Source organism: Paenirhodobacter ferrireducens (assembly GCF_004022265.1).
GTDB lineage: Bacteria > Pseudomonadota > Alphaproteobacteria > Rhodobacterales > Rhodobacteraceae > Rhodobacter > Rhodobacter ferrireducens.
This window is the reverse complement of the sequence record NZ_SAVB01000019.1, coordinates 65,793-82,476: the sequence shown is the minus strand read 5'-3', so window position 1 is coordinate 82,476 and position 16,684 is coordinate 65,793. Positions and strand designations below refer to the sequence as shown.

General features: G+C 69.5%; 16 protein-coding genes and 1 pseudogene. 10 read left to right on the top strand and 7 right to left on the bottom strand.

Translation table 11 applies throughout. The features are described 5' to 3' along the window. Positions 1–22: 22 nt before the first annotated feature. The 10 genes and pseudogenes from EOW65_RS13810 (at position 23) to EOW65_RS13765 (ending at position 11,680) form a co-directional block, all read left to right on the top strand. Positions 23–610, top strand: coding sequence for a hypothetical protein (locus tag EOW65_RS13810; RefSeq protein WP_128150379.1), 588 nt, complete (start codon positions 23–25; stop codon positions 608–610). 222 nt (positions 611–832) lie between these two features. Then, a complete protein-coding gene (gene rpsA / locus EOW65_RS13805; RefSeq protein ID WP_128150377.1) occupies positions 833–2,512 on the top strand; it encodes a 30S ribosomal protein S1 in 1,680 nt (559 codons plus the stop codon). Between the two features lie 224 nt (positions 2,513–2,736). Further along, positions 2,737–3,866, top strand: a pseudogene (locus EOW65_RS13800) (IS3 family transposase). 368 nt (positions 3,867–4,234) lie between these two features. Continuing rightward, positions 4,235–5,245, top strand: a complete 1,011-nt coding sequence (locus EOW65_RS13795) for an ABC transporter substrate-binding protein (RefSeq protein ID WP_128150375.1) — start codon at positions 4,235–4,237, stop codon at positions 5,243–5,245. Between the two features lie 80 nt (positions 5,246–5,325). Continuing rightward, positions 5,326–6,192 (top strand): ABC transporter permease, encoded by an 867-nt coding sequence (locus tag EOW65_RS13790; RefSeq protein ID WP_164880102.1) that lies wholly within the window; start codon positions 5,326–5,328, stop codon positions 6,190–6,192. Next, entirely contained in the window at positions 6,189–6,974 is a 786-nt protein-coding gene (locus tag EOW65_RS13785) for an ABC transporter permease (RefSeq protein WP_206364070.1), read from the top strand. Before EOW65_RS13790 ends, EOW65_RS13785 begins: the two co-directional genes overlap by 4 nt. Next, positions 6,971–8,056 (top strand): ABC transporter ATP-binding protein, encoded by a 1,086-nt coding sequence (locus tag EOW65_RS13780; protein ID WP_128150371.1) that lies wholly within the window; start codon positions 6,971–6,973, stop codon positions 8,054–8,056. The genes EOW65_RS13785 and EOW65_RS13780 overlap by 4 nt, the downstream gene beginning before the upstream one ends. 99 nt (positions 8,057–8,155) lie before the next feature. Further along, entirely contained in the window at positions 8,156–8,797 is a 642-nt protein-coding gene (locus EOW65_RS13775) for a cupin domain-containing protein (RefSeq protein WP_128150369.1), read from the top strand. Positions 8,798–8,847: 50 nt separating this feature from the next. Further along, complete coding sequence (locus tag EOW65_RS13770) at positions 8,848–10,143, top strand: NAD(P)/FAD-dependent oxidoreductase (protein WP_128150367.1); 1,296 nt, start codon at positions 8,848–8,850, stop codon at positions 10,141–10,143. Between the two features lie 112 nt (positions 10,144–10,255). Beyond that, on the top strand, positions 10,256–11,680 hold the full coding sequence (locus tag EOW65_RS13765; protein ID WP_128150365.1) for an aldehyde dehydrogenase family protein: 1,425 nt from the start codon (positions 10,256–10,258) through the stop codon (positions 11,678–11,680). Positions 11,681–11,717: 37 nt separating this feature from the next. Here EOW65_RS13765 and EOW65_RS13760 read toward each other — a convergent pair whose 3' ends face one another. The 7 genes from EOW65_RS13760 to EOW65_RS13730 are packed head-to-tail and all read right to left on the bottom strand — an operon-like array spanning position 11,718 to position 16,683. Then, positions 11,718–12,503 (bottom strand): TonB family protein, encoded by a 786-nt coding sequence (locus EOW65_RS13760; RefSeq protein WP_128150363.1) that lies wholly within the window; start codon positions 12,501–12,503, stop codon positions 11,718–11,720. Next, positions 12,500–12,940 carry an ExbD/TolR family protein gene (locus tag EOW65_RS13755; protein WP_128150361.1) on the bottom strand — a complete coding sequence of 147 codons (441 nt, stop codon included), beginning with the start codon at positions 12,938–12,940 and terminating at the stop codon, positions 12,500–12,502. The genes EOW65_RS13760 and EOW65_RS13755 overlap by 4 nt, the downstream gene beginning before the upstream one ends. Before the next feature lie 3 nt (positions 12,941–12,943). Continuing rightward, complete coding sequence (locus tag EOW65_RS13750) at positions 12,944–13,324, bottom strand: ExbD/TolR family protein (RefSeq protein WP_128150359.1); 381 nt, start codon at positions 13,322–13,324, stop codon at positions 12,944–12,946. Then, a complete protein-coding gene (locus EOW65_RS13745; protein ID WP_128150357.1) occupies positions 13,318–14,001 on the bottom strand; it encodes a MotA/TolQ/ExbB proton channel family protein in 684 nt (227 codons plus the stop codon). The genes EOW65_RS13750 and EOW65_RS13745 overlap by 7 nt, the downstream gene beginning before the upstream one ends. Before the next feature lie 24 nt (positions 14,002–14,025). Then, complete coding sequence (locus EOW65_RS13740) at positions 14,026–14,793, bottom strand: iron ABC transporter ATP-binding protein (RefSeq protein WP_128150355.1); 768 nt, start codon at positions 14,791–14,793, stop codon at positions 14,026–14,028. Beyond that, the gene (locus EOW65_RS13735) at positions 14,790–15,740 is read right to left on the bottom strand and encodes an iron chelate uptake ABC transporter family permease subunit (protein ID WP_128150353.1); all 951 of its coding nucleotides are present in this window, start codon (positions 15,738–15,740) and stop codon (positions 14,790–14,792) included. Before EOW65_RS13735 ends, EOW65_RS13740 begins: the two co-directional genes overlap by 4 nt. Beyond that, on the bottom strand, positions 15,730–16,683 hold the full coding sequence (locus tag EOW65_RS13730) for an ABC transporter permease (protein ID WP_128150351.1): 954 nt from the start codon (positions 16,681–16,683) through the stop codon (positions 15,730–15,732). The genes EOW65_RS13735 and EOW65_RS13730 overlap by 11 nt, the downstream gene beginning before the upstream one ends. Between the last annotated feature and the right edge of the window lies 1 nt (position 16,684).

Here is a 16,684-nt window from a genome sequence, read left to right as displayed (position 1 = left end):
GGGGCAGGCGCATGATGCGGCCATGATGCGCCGTTTGACCCTTGCAATCCTGCTTGTCCTTCTGGCCCTGCCCGCGGCGGCGATCGACCGCCCGGCGGGGCTGATGTGGAACCGCACCGGCCTGCCGCTGACCCTGCCATTGCAGGTGAAAAGCGATCCGGGATCTGATCTTTACCTGCAGCTTTCCGACCCCGCGACCGGGCAGGCGGTGCTGGCGGCCTATGTCCGCGGCGGCGCCTTCTTCCGCGTGCTGGTGCCGCCCGGTCGCTGGGCGCTGACATTCGCCCGTGGGCGCGATGCGCAGGGGCAGGACTGGCAGGGCGAGGACGGGCTTTTCGGCGCCGCGACCGAGGTCATCGCTCTGCCCGAACCGCTGGTCTTCCAGACCGAGGGCGCGGCGCGCAAGAGCGGCCATCTGATCGACCTGCGCGGTGCCAGCCCGGTGTTGCGCGACATCGGCCTGTGCCAGCGCCGCGCGCTCGATCCGGAGACGCTGTCGGGCTCCTGGGCACGGAAGCACCCGCACGGGCTGCCGGACCCGCGCGAGCCCGGCCCATTCACCACGCCGCGCTACGATCTGCGCAGCCATTTCTGCGACGATGCGGGCTGAGGCCGCGTCGCGTCTTGCTGGCGCAGGCGCCGCCCCGCCGCGGGGCCGCCCCGGCTTTCCCCGGCGCCGCACCGAAACTCCTTGCCCCACAGGCGAATTGCGCCTATACGGCGCCGACCGAAGGGGGCAGACGCCTGTCTGCACCCGCCTCGGCGTATCCACAAAAGACCGGCGGAGCCAACCGTCAGGCCAGTGAAACACACGCAAAGGAAACTGAAACGCATGTGCGCTAAAGCAACCATGGAAGAATTCGAAGCCCTCCTGAACGAGAGCCTCGAGATCGACACCCCCCAGGAGGGGTCTGTCGTCAAGGGCAAGGTCATCGCCATCGAGGCGGGCCAGGCCATCATCGACGTCGGCTACAAGATGGAAGGCCGCGTCGACCTGAAGGAATTCGCCAACCCGGGCGAGGCCCCCTCGATCGCCGTCGGCGACGAAGTGGAAGTGTACCTCGACCGCGTTGAGAACGCTCGTGGCGAGGCCGTGATCTCGCGCGAGAAAGCCCGCCGCGAAGAGGCCTGGGACCGTCTCGAGAAGGCCTATGCCAGCGAAGAGCGCGTCGAAGGCGCCATCTTCGGCCGCGTCAAGGGTGGCTTCACCGTCGATCTCGGCGGCGCCGTGGCCTTCCTGCCCGGCTCGCAGGTCGATGTGCGCCCGGTGCGCGACGCCGGCCCGCTCATGGGGCTCAAGCAGCCGTTCCAGATCCTCAAGATGGACCGTCGTCGTGGCAACATCGTTGTCTCGCGTCGTGCGATCCTCGAAGAGAGCCGCGCCGAACAGCGCGCCGAAGTCATCTCGAACCTCACCGAAGGCCAGGTGGTCGACGGCGTGGTCAAGAACATCACCGAATACGGTGCGTTCGTTGACCTCGGCGGTGTCGACGGTCTGCTCCATGTCACCGACATGGCGTGGCGCCGCGTGAACCACCCGTCGGAGATCCTGTCGATCGGCGAGACCGTCAAGGTCCAGGTCGTCAAGATCAACAAGGAAACCCACCGCATCTCGCTCGGCATGAAGCAGCTGCAGAACGATCCGTGGGATTCGGTCGAAGCCAAGTTCCCGATCGGTTCGGTGCACAAGGGCCGCGTCACCAACATCACCGACTACGGCGCGTTCGTCGAGCTGGAAGCCGGTGTCGAGGGTCTCGTTCACGTCTCGGAAATGTCCTGGACCAAGAAGAACGTGCACCCCGGCAAGATCGTCTCGACCTCGCAGGAGGTTGACGTCATGGTGCTGGAGATCGACACCGCGAAGCGTCGCGTGTCGCTCGGCCTCAAGCAGTGCATGCGCAACCCGTGGGAAGTCTTTGCCGAGACCCATCCGGTCGGCTCGGTGATCGAAGGCGAAGTCAAGAACATCACCGAATTCGGTCTGTTCATCGGCCTCGACAACGACATCGACGGCATGGTGCACCTCAGCGACCTGTCGTGGGACAAGCGCGGCGAGGAAGCGATCCAGGACTACCGCAAGGGCGACGTGGTCAAGGCCGCGGTCACCGAGGTGGACATCGAGAAAGAGCGTATCTCGCTCTCGATCAAGGCGCTCGACGCGGACACCTTCTCGGATGCGGTTGACGGCGTGAAGCGCGGCTCGGTGATCACCGTTGCCGTGACCGCGATCGAAGACGGCGGCATCGAGGTCGAATACAACGGCATGAAGTCCTTCATCCGCCGCTCCGACCTCGCCCGCGATCGTGCCGATCAGCGCCCCGAGCGGTTCCAGGTTGGCGACAAGGTCGACGTGCGCGTCGTCAACGTCGACAGCAAGACCCGCAAGCTCGGCGTGTCGATCAAGGCGCGCGAGATCGCCGAAGAGAAGGAAGCCGTGGAACAGTACGGCTCGTCCGACTCGGGCGCCTCGCTCGGCGATATCCTGGGCGCTGCGCTCAAGGGCCGCGAGTAATCCGCGATACGGGCAGGGGCTTCGGCCCGACCCGGAAACCCCGCCCGAAAGGGCGGGGTTTTTCTTTTGCGGCGGCGCGCCCGGCGTGGCGGGGGGAGGGAGCGGCCGGAGCGAGGCCGTCGGGATCTGCCGTCGGACGGCCCCGTGCCGGCACTCAATGAGGTGGCCCCTGAAAACCGGACACTTTTCTAAGCTTGCGGCCAACGATGATGAGGAAGAACAGCGTGGCTGGCGAACGAAAGAATTACGGCGCCGGGGTCAAGGCGAAGGTGGCGCTTGAGGCGATCCGAGGCGAGCTGACGGTCGCCGAACTGGTGGCAAAGCTCGGGGGACAGCAGACCCTTATCAACACCTGGAAGAGGCAGGCTCTCGAGGGCATGTGCGGGATCCTCTCCGGCAAGGCCGAGGCGAAGGCAGCCGAGAAGGAGGGCGAGATCGAGAATCTGCACGCCAAGATCGGTCAGCTCGTGGCGGAGCGGGATTTTTAGTCAAAGCCTCCGGACGGTGAGCGTGTCCCGGAGGCGAGAGATGATCGCGCCAAGGCACCCGGTGCTGTCGATCACCGGGCAATGCGCGCTGATCGGAGGCAGCCGGTTGGCATGGTATGGCCCGGGCAAGTCCGAGAGCCCGCTGAACCTGGCATTGAGGAAGCTGATCGGCGCGCAGTTCATGGAGACGCCGTTCTACGGCAGCCGTCAGATGGCGAGGCAGCTGCGCAACCAGGGCTGCTGCGTCGGGCGCAAGCGCATCCGGCGGCTGATGGCCGGGATGGGGCTGCGCGCTGTCTGCCCGCGTCCACGCACGATGGTGCCGCACCCGGAGCACCGCAGGATCCCTATCTGCTCAGGGACTTGGGGATCGAGCGCCCGCACCAGGTCTGATGCGCGGAGATCCCCGACATTCCGATGCGGCGTGGCGTCCCCGACCTCGTCGTGATCATGGACCGGGCGACGCGCCGGGTGCTGTCCTGGCGACTCTCCAACACGATGGACACCGAGTCCTGCATCGAGGCGCTGGAGGATGCCTTTCGGCGTCACGGACGGCCCGAGATCTTCAACACGGATCAGGGCAGCCGGGTCACCAGCCCGCGCTTCACGCAGCCCTTTCTGGACGCGACGGAGAAGGTCTCCCTGGACGGCTGCGGGCGCTGGATGGGCACCGTCATGATCGAAGGGCGATGGGGTCCCTGAAATACGAGTGCGTCGACCTCCACGCCGTCGAAACCGGGGCCGCGGCTCGGGCAGGCATCGGCGAATGGATGACCTTCCTCAACACCGAGCGCCCGCATTCGGCACGTGGAGGCAGAACACCCGTCGAGGCCCATCAGGGCCCCGGCCTTAAGGCGGCAGCATGATCACCAGGCAAGCTTAGCAGCGCCGCAAACCGGTCCGGGAAATGGGGGCCACCTCAATGCGCTGCTCTATCCGGCGCACTGGACGCCCGAGCGCCAGCTCGAGGCGGCGCGCGTCTTCGCCCGGGCCCCGCGGCCGGGGCCGGGAGGCTGAACGGCGCCGGGGCTGAAATTCACCATAGTGAAATCCCGGCGCGGCGAAGGCTTCTGATCCGGAGATTTCATTATTATGCATATTTTCTGGCCTAAAATACCGGAGATACCGCTCGTTTTTGTCGATGCTGGCGACAGCTTTTCATTTAACTAAAGAATCAGTTTGACTGATTTCGTTTTTGTGACGACGCTCCGAGTCACCAACAAGGGAGCCAAGAATGCAGAACAATCTGTGGCGCGCGCTGCTGGCCGGGGCCTTCGTGCTGACCGCCGATGCGGCGCTGGCCGAAACCACCCTCACCGTGTCGAGCTATGGCGGCGGCTATCAGGAGGCCCAGGCCAAGGCCTATTTCGCGCCTTTCGCTGCCGCCCATCCCGAGATCACCATTCGCCAGGACAGCCCCTCGAGCAACGCCAAGCTGAAGGCGATGGTCGAAAGCGGCGCGGTCGACTGGGACATCATGGTCACCGACGACAGCTTCGGGCTCGACAGCGATGCCGAGTGGCTCGAGCCGATCGACTATTCGATCGTGAACCGCGACAAGTTCATCCCGGGCACCGCCGGCACCTACCGCATCGCCTCGGACATCGAGGCGACGGTGCTCGCCTATGACGCGAACGCGCTGCCGGCCGCGCCGCAGGGCTACAAGGACTTCTTCGACCTCGAGAAATTCCCGGGCATGCGTGCGGTGTGGAAATACGCGCCGAGCGGCATCTTCGAGACCGCGCTGCTGGCCGATGGCGTGCCCGCCGACAAGCTCTATCCGCTGGATGTCGAGCGCGCGCTGAAGAAGCTCGACACGATCAAGGACCACATCGTGTGGTGGGATACCGGCGCGCAATCCGAACAGCTTCTCGACAGTGGCGAGGCGAACATGGGCCTCGTCTGGGTCAGCCGTGCGGTCAGCGGTGCCGATCAGGGCATCAAGATCGACTGGACGCAGTGGACCTCGCAGAGCGGCTATTGGGTGGTGCCGAAGGGCACGAAGAACCGCGAGGCGGCAATGAAGGCGCTCGAGTTCTTCACCGAGCCCGCGCAGCAGATCGCCTTCACCCAGTACATGCCCTATGGCCCGTCGAACAAGACCGCGGTCGCCGGGGTGAGCGAGACCTTCAAGGGCAACCTGCCGACCGATCACCTCGACAACCGGGTGCTGATGGATGCCGACTGGTGGGCGAAGAACGGCGCCGATGTCGACATGCGCTTCCAGGAATGGCTGCTCGAGTGAGCCCTGCGCCGCACGTCTGACATCCAGACCCTCCGGCCCGCGCGATGGCGGGCCGGACGCAAAGTCCCCGAAGGCCTGACATGACCCTTTCTTCCCCCGCCATTCCCCGCGGCCCGACACTGGTCGAGCGGCTGCCCCGCGGCAGCGCGCTTCTGGTGCCGGCGCTGCTGTTCCTGCTGCTGTTCTACGTCTACCCGCTTGCCCAGCTGATCGGCGCCTCGCTGCCCGGCGGCAGCGGCAAGAACTATGCGCTGATCTTCTCCCGCCCGGTCTTCCTGCGGGTGATCGCCGAGACCTTCCGCGTCTCGCTGGTGGTGATGGCGGTGACGGTGCTGGTGGCCTTCCCCTATGCCTATGCGATGGCGAATGCCGGCCGCCGCGCGCTGCTGTTCCTGACCATCGCGCTCCTGATCCCGTTCTGGGTCAGCCTGCTGCTGCGGTCCTTCTCGTGGATCGTGCTGTTGCAGAACACCGGGCTGGTGAACCAGGTGCTGCTCGGCCTTGGCCTGATCGAGAAGCCCCTCAAGCTCATTCGCACCGAGACCGGGGTGATCCTCGGCATGGTGCATGTGCTGCTGCCCTATGCGGTGCTGCCACTCTATTCGGTGATGAAGAAGATCGACATGCGGCTGATGGAGGCCTCGTCGATCTGCGGCGCAAGCTGGTTCCACGGCTTCCGCCGGGTCTATCTGCCGATGGCGCTTCCGGGCGTGATGGCGGCGGCGATCCTGACCTTCACCCTCGCGCTCGGCTTCTACATCACGCCCGCGCTGCTCGGCAGTCCGCGCGACATGATGATTGCGCAGATGATCGCCGGGCAGTTCTCGGAACAGCTGAACTTCGGTCTCGGCGCGGCGCTCGCGGTGGTGCTGATGGGGCTGACGGCGCTTGCCTTCGCGCTCTTCGGCCTCGGCCGGGTGCTGCTCGCGCGGAGGGCCGCGGCATGATGACGGACCGTCTGCGCAAGACCCTGTTCTGGGCCTTCGTCTGCGCCACCGCGCTCTTCCTGCTGGTGCCGACGCTGATCATCGTGCCGATGTCCTTTTCCGCGGGCAGCCGGCTGGTCTTCCCGCCCGAGGGGGTCTCGCTGCGCTGGTATGGCAAGGTGCTGAGCGATCCAGACTGGCGCGCGGCGCTCGGCAACAGCCTGCTGGTGGGCTCGGCGACCGCGGTGCTTGCCTCGGCGCTCGGCACGGCGGCGGCGATGATGCTGAACGCGGCGAGCTTCCGCGGCAAGGCGCTGGTGCTGGGCTTCCTGCTCAGCCCGATGGTGACGCCGGTGATCGTCTTCGGCGTCGGCAGCTATCTCGTCTTCGCGCGCTGGGGGCTGGCGGGCACCCATGTCGGGCTGATCGCCGCCCATACCGTGCTGGCGATCCCCTTCGTGCTGGTCTCGGTGCTGGCCAGCCTGCGCATGGTGAACCCGAACCTTGCGCTGGCCAGCGCCGGGCTGGGCGCCTCGCGCCTCTTCACCTTCCGCCGGGTGACGCTGCCGCTCATTCTGCCGGGTGTGATCTCGGGCGCGGTCTTCGCCTTCATCACCTCCTGGGACGAGGTGGTGGTGGCGATGTTCGTCGCCAATACCGGCACCCGCACCGTTCCGATCATGATCTGGAACCAGGTGCGCACCAGTCTCGACCCCGCCACCGCCGCCGTCGGCGCGATCCTGATCGCGGTCTCGGCGCTCGGCGTGGTGCTGTCCTATACCCTGAAGGAGTCCGACCGATGAGCTTTGAGCACAGGGCGCTGCAGCTCGACCGCGTGAGCAAGCACTATGGCGAGGTGAGGGCGCTCGAGGACGTCTCCTTCGAGCTGAGGAAGGGCGAGTTCCTGACCATGCTCGGGCCGTCCGGGTCGGGCAAGACGACGACGCTGCGGGTGATCGCGGGCTTCGTCGAGCCGAGCAGCGGCGCGCTTCTGATCGACGGGCGCGACATGACCGGCGTGCCCCCGCAGCGGCGCAACATCGGCATGATGTTCCAGGACTATGCGCTCTTCCCGCACATGACCGTTTTGGAAAACGTCGCCTATCCGCTGGAGACCCGCGGCGTGAAGCGGTCTGAACGCGAGTCGCGGGCGCGCGAGATGCTGGGCATCGTCGGGCTGGCCGATTTCGCCAAACGCTTCCCGAAGCAGATGTCGGGCGGCCAGCAGCAGCGCGTGGCGCTCGCCCGCGCGCTCGTCTTCCACCCCGATATCGTGCTCCTCGACGAGCCGATGGCGGCGCTCGACAAGAAGCTGCGCGGCCAGATGCAGATCGAGATCATGCATATCGCGCGCAAGGTCGGTGCGACGGTGGTCTCGGTCACCCACGATCAGGAAGAAGCGCTGGTGATGTCGGACCGCATCGCCATCTTCCGCGCCGGCCGCCTTGCCCAGATCGGCACGCCGCAGGAGCTTTACACCCGGCCGAACTCGGAATTCGTCGCCGATTTCATCGGTGAGGCGAACCTGTTGCGCGGCACCGCGCGGCGCGAGGCGGGCACCTGCCGGCTCGAGGGACCGGGCTGGCGGGCGATCCTGCCCGCGGACGATCCGCGCGCGCCGGCAAAGACCGCCGCGGTGACGGTGGTGCTGCGCCCCGAGGTGATCGCGCTTGCGGCCGAGGGCGAGCGGCCGGCCAATGCACTGACGGGCACGATCGAGGACCGGATCTATCTCGGCGTCGAATTCCGGCTGATCGTGCGCCTTGCCGACGGCTCGGCGGTGCAGGTGCGCAGCCGCGACCTTGCGCGGATTTCGGCGCTGGCGCAGGGCGATGCCGTCACCCTGTGCTGGCGTGACGAGGATTTCGTCGTCATCCCCGGCTGAGCCCGGACCGAGCCCCGGCCGGGCCGCGTCGGGTTTGACCGCGCGGCCCCGCTCCCGCACTCTGGGGGCATTCTCCCCATTCGTTTCCGAAGGACCGCCATGACTTCCGACACCGACACCGACCCCGCCGAGCCGCAAGGCGACATCTCCGCGCCTCCGCCCCGCCGCGTCGCCGAGCCGAGCGAGGCCGACAGCATCGGCATGCGCCTGCGCGAGGAGCGGCTGAAGCAGGGCATGACGCTTGGCCGCCTGTCCGAGGAGGCCGGGCTGTCGATCGGCGCGCTGTCGCAGGTCGAGCGCGGCCTCGTCTCGCCCACGGTGCGCACGATCTATGCGATAGCGGGCGTGCTCGGCATCTCGCCCGCCTCGGTGATCGACCCGGTCGGCGCGCAGGCGGCGGCGCCCGAGGACAGCCCCTTCATCGTGCGCCGCGTGGCCCAGCCCAAGGTGCTCGACACCAATGGCGTGACCAAGCTGCTCGCCACCCCGATCGGCCATTCGCGCTACAAGGGCTATGTCGTCACCATCGCCCCGGGCGGCAGCTCGGGCGAGAACAGCTATGCCCATGAGGGCGAGGAGGTGGGCGTCGTCACCGCCGGCAGCTTCTCGCTGCAGATCGAGGGGCGCATCCATCTGCTCGGCCCGGGCGACAGCTTCACCTTCCCGAGCACGCTGCGCCATCGCTTCTTCAACGACGGCGACGTGCCGGCCGAGGTGATCTGGGTGAACAGCACCAGCTGAGCGGACCCGGGCGTGAGACACATGGCCAACAGGCAGACAGGAGAGAGACGGTGAAAAGCAGTCAGGAGAGTTTTGCGGACTCTCTGTGGTGGAACGAGAGCGAGGAACCGCCGTGCGGTTTCGCGCCGCACACGGGGCAAAGCGATGTCGACGTGGCGATCGTGGGCGGCGGCATCACCGGCGTCTCGGCGGCGCTGCATCTGGCCGAGGCGGGGCTGCGCGTCGCGCTCTTCGAGGCGCGGCACATCGGCTTTGGTGCCTCGGGGCGCAATGGCGGGCAGGTGATCCCGGGGCTGAAATACGACCCCGAGGATCTGGTGGCGAAATACGGCCCCGACCGCGGTGGCCGGCTGGCCGAGATGGCGGGCGGTGCGGCCGATCTGACCTTCGATCTGATCGCGCGCCACGGCATCCGCTGCAACCCGGTGCGCGGCGGCTGGATCCAGGCCGCGCATTCGCCCCATGCGCTCGAGGCGGTGACGACGCGTGCCCGGCAATGGCAGGCCCGCGGCGTTCCGGTCGAGATCCTGTCGCGCGACGAGGTGGCGGCGCGGACCGGCACGGCCCGCCAGTTCGGCGGCTGGCGCGACCCGCGGGCGGGGGCGATCCAGCCGCTCGACTATACCCGGGGTCTCGCGCGGGCGGCCGCGCGGGCGGGCGCGATGCTTTACGAGCAAAGCCTGGTGCGCGAGCTTGTCCGCACCGCCTCGGGCTGGAGCCTGCGCGCGGGGCAGGGGCGCTGCACCGCAAAGCGGGTGATCCTCGGCACCAATGCCTATACCGACCGGCTGAAGCCCGGCCTCGCGCAATCGGTGCTGCCGGTGCAGAGCATGCAGCTTGCGACCGACCCGCTGCCGGCGGATCTGGCGGCGCGGATCATGCCGGGCGGGCTGATGATGTCGGAAACCCGCAAGCTGGCCTTCTACATGCGCCAGACCCCGCGCGGCGGTTTCATGATCGGCGGGCGCGGGGCCGTGGGCGATGGCGAGGACGGGCGGCTGATGGCGGCGCTCGAACGCGGCATGCTGAAGCTCTTCCCCGATCTCGCCGGCGTGCCGGTGCGCTATCGCTGGTCGGGGCATGTGTGCCTGTCGCTCGACGGGCTGCCGCATTTCCACGAGCCCGAACCCGGGCTGATCTGCCTGCTCGCCTATAACGGGCGCGGCGTGGCGCTCGCCTCGGCCTTCGGGCGGATGCTCGCCGAGGAGATCGCCGGGCGGGGCGAGGCGGTCTATCCGCGCACCCGGCTTACCCGCATCGGCTGGCACGCGCTGCGCCGCCCGGTGATGGGGCTTGGCGTGCGCTGGTACTGGTTGAAGGACGGCCTCGGCTTCGCCTCGAAATGACCTTTCCGGCCGGGCGGGGCGCAGATGCCGCGCCCGCCCGGCCCCCCATCCCGAACCGGCGGCCCCTGCCGCCCGAACCCGGCCGGGAGCCCCGGCCAAGAACGGAGCTGACATGACCGATACCCGCAAATTCTTCATCGACGGGGCCTGGGTGGACCCGGTGTCCGCGGCCGAGATCGAGGTGATCGACCCGGCGACCGAGACCGCCTACGCGGTGATCTCGGCCGGCACCGCGGCCGATGTCGAGCGCGCCGTCGCGGCCGCGCGCGCGGCCTTCCCGGCCTGGTCCGCCACGCCGCCGGCCGAGCGCATCGCGCTGCTGAAACGCGTGCTCGAGGTCTACAAGGCCCGCTACGAGGACATGGCGCAGGCGATCAGCCACGAGATGGGCGCGCCGATCACCTGGGCGCGCGAGGCGCAGGCCTATGCCGGGCAGGGCCATCTCGAGGCGACGATCGCCGCCGCCGAGACCTTCGCCTGGGAGGAAAGCCGCGGCACGACGCAGATCCTGCGCGAGGGCGTCGGCGTCTGCGCGCTGATCACCCCCTGGAACTGGCCGATGAACCAGATCGTGTGCAAGGTCGCGCCGGCGATCGTGGCGGGCTGCACCGTGGTGCTGAAACCCTCCGAGATCGCGCCGATGAGCGGGCTTCTCTTCGCCGAGATCATGGCGGCCGCGGGCACCCCGAAGGGCGTCTTCAACCTGGTGAACGGCACCGGCCCCGACGTCGGTCAGGTGATGGCCGCCCATCCCGAGGTCGACATGGTCAGCTTCACCGGCTCGACCCGCGCTGGCATCATCGTCGCGCGCACCGCGGCCGAGACGGTGAAGCGCGTGGCGCAGGAGCTGGGCGGCAAGTCGCCCAATCTCGTGCTGCCCGATGCCGATCTTGAAAAGGCGGTACACGAGGGCACGATCGGGGTGATGAACAACACCGGGCAGAGCTGCGACGCGCCGACCCGGATGCTGGTGCCGCGCGCCCGCCATGCCGAGGCGCTGGAAATCGCCAGGGCCGCGGCGGAAAGCGTGGTGATCGGCGATCCGCGCGACGAGGCGACGACGATGGGGCCGCTGGTCTCGGCGCTGCAGTTCGACAAGGTGCAGCGGCTGATCGAGGCGGGCATCGCCGAGGGCGCGACGCTGGTCATCGGCGGCCCGGGCAAGCCCGAGGGCCGCAACACCGGCTATTTCGTGCGCCCGACGGTCTTTGGTGATGTCACGAACGACATGACCATCGCGCGCGAGGAGATCTTTGGCCCGGTGCTGTCGATCCTGCCCTATGACACGGTCGAGGAGGCGATCGCGATCGCCAATGACACGGTCTATGGCCTGGCCGCCTATCTCCAGTCGGGCAACCTCGAGACGGCGCGCACGGTGGCGCGGCAGCTGCGCGCGGGCTCGGTCTATGTGAACGGCCCGGCCTGGGATCTGTTTGCGCCCTTCGGCGGCTACAAGCAGTCGGGCAACGGCCGCGAATATGCCGACTGGGGCATCCACGACTTCACCGAGGTGAAGGGCGTGTGCGGCTGGAGCTGATCCGGCCGCCTTGTCCCCGGCCCGACGGGCCGGGGACTTACCGCGAAAAGCGGATGGTCAGCGAGAAGGCATAGGCGGGCTGGCTCAGCCCCTTCGGCGCAGGCGGGAAACGGCCGGCCCGCCGCACCGCCGCAAGCGCCGCGGCATCGAGGGCGGCATTGCCCGACGAGACCGCGAGTGCCACCGAGGCCAGATCGCCGCCCCGCGTCACGCTCAGCCGCACCGTGACCGTGCCGCCCACGCGCCCCGCGGCCGAGGGATAGCGTTTCGCCCGCTCGATCCGGGCGCGGATCGTCGCGCCCCATTGCGCGCGCAGGTTGGCGACCTTGCCGGTGCCGGCGACGGTCTCCTGCGCCGTGCCGTTGTTGCCGGCGATGCCGCCGCCGCCAGAGCCCGCCGCGCGTTGCCCCGCCGAGCCATGCGTGCCCGTGGCGCGGGGCTTCGTCTTCGGCGGCGGCTCCTTTCTCGGTGCGGGTTTCGGTGCCTCGACCTTCTGAGGCGCGGGGTCGGCTTTCGGCTCGGGCGGCGCCAGATCCGGCGCAGGCAGGGGGGCAAGCGCGGGCAGCTCGACCTCGGGCACCCGGAACTCGGGCGGCGGCAGCGGGGTGGCCAGCGCCGCCGCGGGAACCTCGGGGGCGTCGAAGCGGGCGACTATCGCGGCCACGTCGGCGCTGGCAGCCTGCAGGCTGATGCGTGCCGCACCGCCGTCGCCCGCGCCTTCGACCGCCGCGGTGCCGCCCGGCGACCAGCCGAAGACGGCGACATGGAGGGCAAGGGCAAGCCCGGTGAAGCCCGCGATCTCGAGGCCGGTGCGAGCGCTCATCTTGCCGCCTCGCTCACGATCAGCTCGACGCCCGCGAAGCCCGCCGTGGCCAGTGCCGGGAGCAGCGCCGCCAGACGCTCGACCGGCGCCGCCCTGTCGGCGCGCAGCAAAAGCCGCGGCGCCGCGGCGCAGTCCGCGCCCTCGCAGGCGGTGCCGCGCTCGGCGGCCAGAGCGGCCAGAAGCGGGGCGTCGGTCCCGGCGCCGTCGCTTGTCAGCTCGCGAAAGCCGAGCCGCCCGCCGGCGTCGAGATGCAGCGTCAGCTCGGCCGTGGCCTCGGCTCCCGCCTGTGCCTCGGGCGGGGTCACGGCGAAGGGCTCGGGTGGGGCGAGCTTGGCCGAGATCAGGAAGAAGATCAGCAGCAGGAAGACGACGTTGATCATCGGCAGCAGGTTCGCGTCGCTGCCGCGCCGTTTCGGCGGGGAAAGGTCGATCGCCATCGGCTACTCCACCAGCACGAGCCGCGAGAAGCCCGCGGCCTCGAGGCTGTCCAGCACCGTGACCAGCGCCTGCAGCGCCGCGCCCTTGCCGCGCAGCACCACCGGCGCGGCCGGATCGGGGCTGAGTTCCGTCAGCGCCGGGGCCAGCTCTGCCGTCGTAATCGGGCGGCCGTTCAGGCGCAGACCGCCACCCGCGTCAAGCTCGACCAGACGCAGCACGGCCGGGGTCTCGCTCGCCGTGCCGGCGCCGGTCGCCAGCGGCAAGGTGCGGTCGGTGCCAAAGCGCGAGGCGAGCATGAAGAAGACGAGGAGCAGGAACACCACGTCGATCATCGGGGTCAGGTTCGGGCGGCGCGCGCGCCGCGGTTCGGCAAGGCTCAGCATGCCTCGGCCGCCACGCGGTCGGGCCGGGCCTCGTGCCGGGCGACGAAGACGCGGGTCGCGGCGTCTTCCATGTCGTGGCGCAGCCGGTCGATCACCGACTCGAACCAGGTCAGCGCGACCTGCGCCGGGATCGCCACCGCCATGCCGGCCGCGGTGGTCAGCAGCGCCTCCCAGATCCCGCCTGCAAGCGTTGCCGGGTCGGCGTGGCTCCCTGCCTGCTGCAGCGCCTGGAAGGCCGAGATCATCCCGGTCACCGTGCCCAGAAGCCCCAGAAGCGGCCCGATCGTCGCGGCAAGCTCCAGCCCGCGCAGGCCGGCCTGGGCGCGGGCGAGCAGGGCGCGGGCGACGCGGGCGGTCTCGGCCTCGGCGTCCTCCCCGGTCAGCGCGGGATCGGCCGCGGCGACCATCGCCGCCCGCACCAGACCCGCGCGCAGCGAGCGGCGACGGGCGAGGCTGTCGATCGCGGCCTGATGCGCGCCCTGGGTCCACAGCGCGATCGCCGCGGCGCTGTGGCTGCCGCCCGACCAGGCGCCGCAGGCGGCAAGCCGCCAGATCTTCCACAGGATCAGCGCCACCGTCGCGACCGACAGCGCGGCAATCGCCGCCATTGCGGGGCCGCCCATCTCGACGAAGGCGCGGGTGCGCTCGAGGGCATCGGTCAGGTTGAACGCGGTCATCTCTTTCCTCCTTGCGTCAGGCGATCACAGGTGGTGCAGCACGAGCGGGCGCCCGCCATGCGTGCCCACCCGGATCTCGGTGTCGTAAAGCGCCGACAGGCGGTCTTCGGTCAGCACCGCCTCGGGCGGGCCCTCGGCCACGACATGGCCGGCCTTCATCGCGACCACGTGGTCGGCCCATGCGGCGGCGAAATTCAGATCGTGCAGCACGACGAGGATCGAGCCGCCGGCATCGCGCAGCCGCGCCAGATGCGCCATCAGCGCGCGGGCATGGGCGAGGTCGAGGTTGTTCAGCGGCTCGTCGAGGATCAGCCAGGGTGTCTGCTGCGCGACCGCCATGGCGAGGTGTGCCCGCTGTGCCTGTCCGCCCGAGAGCGTGTCGAGAAAGCGCCCGGCAAGCGGCGCAAGGTCGAAATCGTCCAGCGCGCGCGCGACCGCAGCGTGGTCCTCGGGGCCCGGGCGGCCATGACAATGCGGCCAGCGCCCGAAGGCCACAAGCTCGCGCACCCGCAGCCGCGAGGCAAGCGTGGTGTGCTGGCCCAGAAAGGCCAGCTCGCGCGCCAGCCGGCCGGTGCGGGTGGTGGCGACATCGAGCCCGTTCACCGCTACCGTGCCGGCGGGAGGCGGCTCGATCCGCGCGATCAGGCGCGAAAGCGTCGACTTGCCCGCGCCATTCGGCCCGATCAGCGCGGTGATCCGGCCCGCGGGGATCGTCAGCGTGGCGGGGGCGAGGATCTCGGTGCCGCGGATCGCGTGCCGCAGCCCGGAAATCTCGATGCCGGTGGCTGTCATCGGATCCGTCCTTTCAGAAGCAGGGCGAGGAAGAAGATCCCGCCCGCGAATTCGATCACCACGCTCAGCGTGGCGCGCAGGCCGAGCAGGCGCTCGAAGGCCCATTGCCCGCCGATGAGCAGCGTCGCGGCAAGGGCGGCCGCGGTGAGCAGCAGCACCCGGTGCCGCGCGCCCGGGGCGAGTGCATGGGCAAGCCCGGCGACGATCAGCCCGAAGAAGGCGACGGGGCCGACGAGCGCGGTCGAGACCGCGGTGAGCAGGGCGACGAGGGCGAGGGTCACCAGAACCATCGCGCGATGCGGCAGCCCGAGCGAGACGGCGCGTTCGCGGCCAAGCGCCAGCAGATCGAGCCGCGGCCCGAGGGCGAGGGCGAGGGCCATCGCCGGCAGCGCCACCGCCGCCGCCCAGCCGAGCGTCCCGGCGGCCGGGCGGCCGAAATCGGCAAAGCTCGCGGCCTGCACCACAGCATGGGCGTTCGGGTCGAGCATCCGCGCGATCAGCGTCGCGCCCGAGCGGAAGAGGATGCCGAGCACCACGCCGGTCAGGATCGTGCGGCCGATCGCCTCGGGCGCGGCGCGGCCCAGAAGCGCGCCGAAGAGCGCCACGGCGACGGCGGTCATCAACAGGGTCTCGGCCGCGAACTTGGCGCCCGCGGGCAGCATCGCGAAGCCGACGGTGCCAAGGGTGGCGACGGCAAGGCTTTGGATGAGCAGGTAAAGCGCATCGAAGCCCATGATCGCCGGGGTCAGGATGCGGTTTTGCGCGACGGTCTGGAACAGAACGGTCGCCATGCCCACCGAGGCCGCGACAAGGGCAAGTGCGGCTAGTTTCGTCGCCCTCAGGCCAAGGACGAACGGTCTGTTGCCCGGGCCGAGGCCCTGGAACAGCCACAGCGCGACCGCAAGCGCCAGCAGCAGCGCGACGACGAGGGCGGTTCTAGGACGCATCGCGCGGCCTCCACCACAGCATCGCAAGGAAGCCCGCCGCGCCGGTGACGCCAAGGATGGTGCCCGCCGGGATCTCGTAGGGGTGGATCAGCAGCCGCCCGAGCAGGTCCGAGCCCAGCACCATGATCGCGCCGCCCATTGCCACCACCGGCAGCGAGGCGCGCAGGTTGTCGCCCATCAGCCGGCTGACGAGGTTCGGCACGATCAGCCCGACGAAGGGCACCATGCCGACGGTGACGACGACCATCGCGGTGACCAGCGCGACGACGCCGAGGCCAAGCCGCACGACGCTGCGTGGATGCAGGCCAAGCGCGGTGGCGGCCTCGGGGCCAAGCGCGAGAATGGCGAAGCGGTCGGCGGCGAACCAGGCGAGTGCTGCCGCCGCGCCGGCGATCCACAGCAGTTCATAGCGCCCCGCGATGACGCCCGAGAACTCGCCCGACATCAGCCAGACCGAGACATATTGCATCAGATCCGTCTGCCAGCCGATGAAGGTGACGCCCGCGCCGATGACGCCCGAGAGGACAATCCCGGTGAGCGGCACGAGGAAGATCTCGCGCGGGGGGAGGCGGCGGATCAGTGCGGCCAGCAGCACCGCGCCGGCGAGCGCCGACAGCGCCGCGACGCCCATCTTCGCCCAGATTGGTGCATGCGGCGCGAGGATGGTGACGGCCAGCAGGCCGGCGGCCGCGGCCTCGGGCGTGCCGGCGGTGGCGGGCTCGACGAAGCGGTTGCGCAGGATCTGCTGCATCACCACGCCCGCGACGGCGAGCGCCGCGCCGGTCAGCATCGCGGCGAGCGTGCGCGGGATCCGCGACACGCTCAGCACCAGCGCCGCCATCGGATCGCTGGGAGCGATCCGGGCGGCGCCGGTGGCGAGGCTTGCCGCGGCCAGAAGCGCAAGCGCCCCTGCGGCGAGGATCCAGAGCCGGCGCGGCGACATG

Excerpts from the sequence above, each read along its gene's own strand:
- EOW65_RS13810 (WP_128150379.1), top strand. The coding sequence starts at position 23 with ATGATGCGCCGTTTGACCCTTGCAATCCTGCTTGTCCTTCTGGCCCTG.
- rpsA (WP_128150377.1), top strand. The coding sequence starts at position 833 with ATGTGCGCTAAAGCAACCATGGAAGAATTCGAAGCCCTCCTGAACGAG.
- EOW65_RS13795 (WP_128150375.1), top strand. The coding sequence starts at position 4,235 with ATGCAGAACAATCTGTGGCGCGCGCTGCTGGCCGGGGCCTTCGTGCTG.
- EOW65_RS13790 (WP_164880102.1), top strand. The coding sequence starts at position 5,326 with ATGACCCTTTCTTCCCCCGCCATTCCCCGCGGCCCGACACTGGTCGAG.
- EOW65_RS13785 (WP_206364070.1), top strand. The coding sequence starts at position 6,189 with ATGATGACGGACCGTCTGCGCAAGACCCTGTTCTGGGCCTTCGTCTGC.
- EOW65_RS13780 (WP_128150371.1), top strand. The coding sequence starts at position 6,971 with ATGAGCTTTGAGCACAGGGCGCTGCAGCTCGACCGCGTGAGCAAGCAC.
- EOW65_RS13775 (WP_128150369.1), top strand. The coding sequence starts at position 8,156 with ATGACTTCCGACACCGACACCGACCCCGCCGAGCCGCAAGGCGACATC.
- EOW65_RS13765 (WP_128150365.1), top strand. The coding sequence starts at position 10,256 with ATGACCGATACCCGCAAATTCTTCATCGACGGGGCCTGGGTGGACCCG.
- EOW65_RS13760 (WP_128150363.1), bottom strand. The coding sequence starts at position 12,503 with ATGAGCGCTCGCACCGGCCTCGAGATCGCGGGCTTCACCGGGCTTGCC.
- EOW65_RS13755 (WP_128150361.1), bottom strand. The coding sequence starts at position 12,940 with ATGGCGATCGACCTTTCCCCGCCGAAACGGCGCGGCAGCGACGCGAAC.
- EOW65_RS13750 (WP_128150359.1), bottom strand. The coding sequence starts at position 13,324 with ATGCTGAGCCTTGCCGAACCGCGGCGCGCGCGCCGCCCGAACCTGACC.
- EOW65_RS13745 (WP_128150357.1), bottom strand. The coding sequence starts at position 14,001 with ATGACCGCGTTCAACCTGACCGATGCCCTCGAGCGCACCCGCGCCTTC.
- EOW65_RS13740 (WP_128150355.1), bottom strand. The coding sequence starts at position 14,793 with ATGACAGCCACCGGCATCGAGATTTCCGGGCTGCGGCACGCGATCCGC.
- EOW65_RS13735 (WP_128150353.1), bottom strand. The coding sequence starts at position 15,740 with ATGCGTCCTAGAACCGCCCTCGTCGTCGCGCTGCTGCTGGCGCTTGCG.
- EOW65_RS13730 (WP_128150351.1), bottom strand. The coding sequence starts at position 16,683 with ATGTCGCCGCGCCGGCTCTGGATCCTCGCCGCAGGGGCGCTTGCGCTT.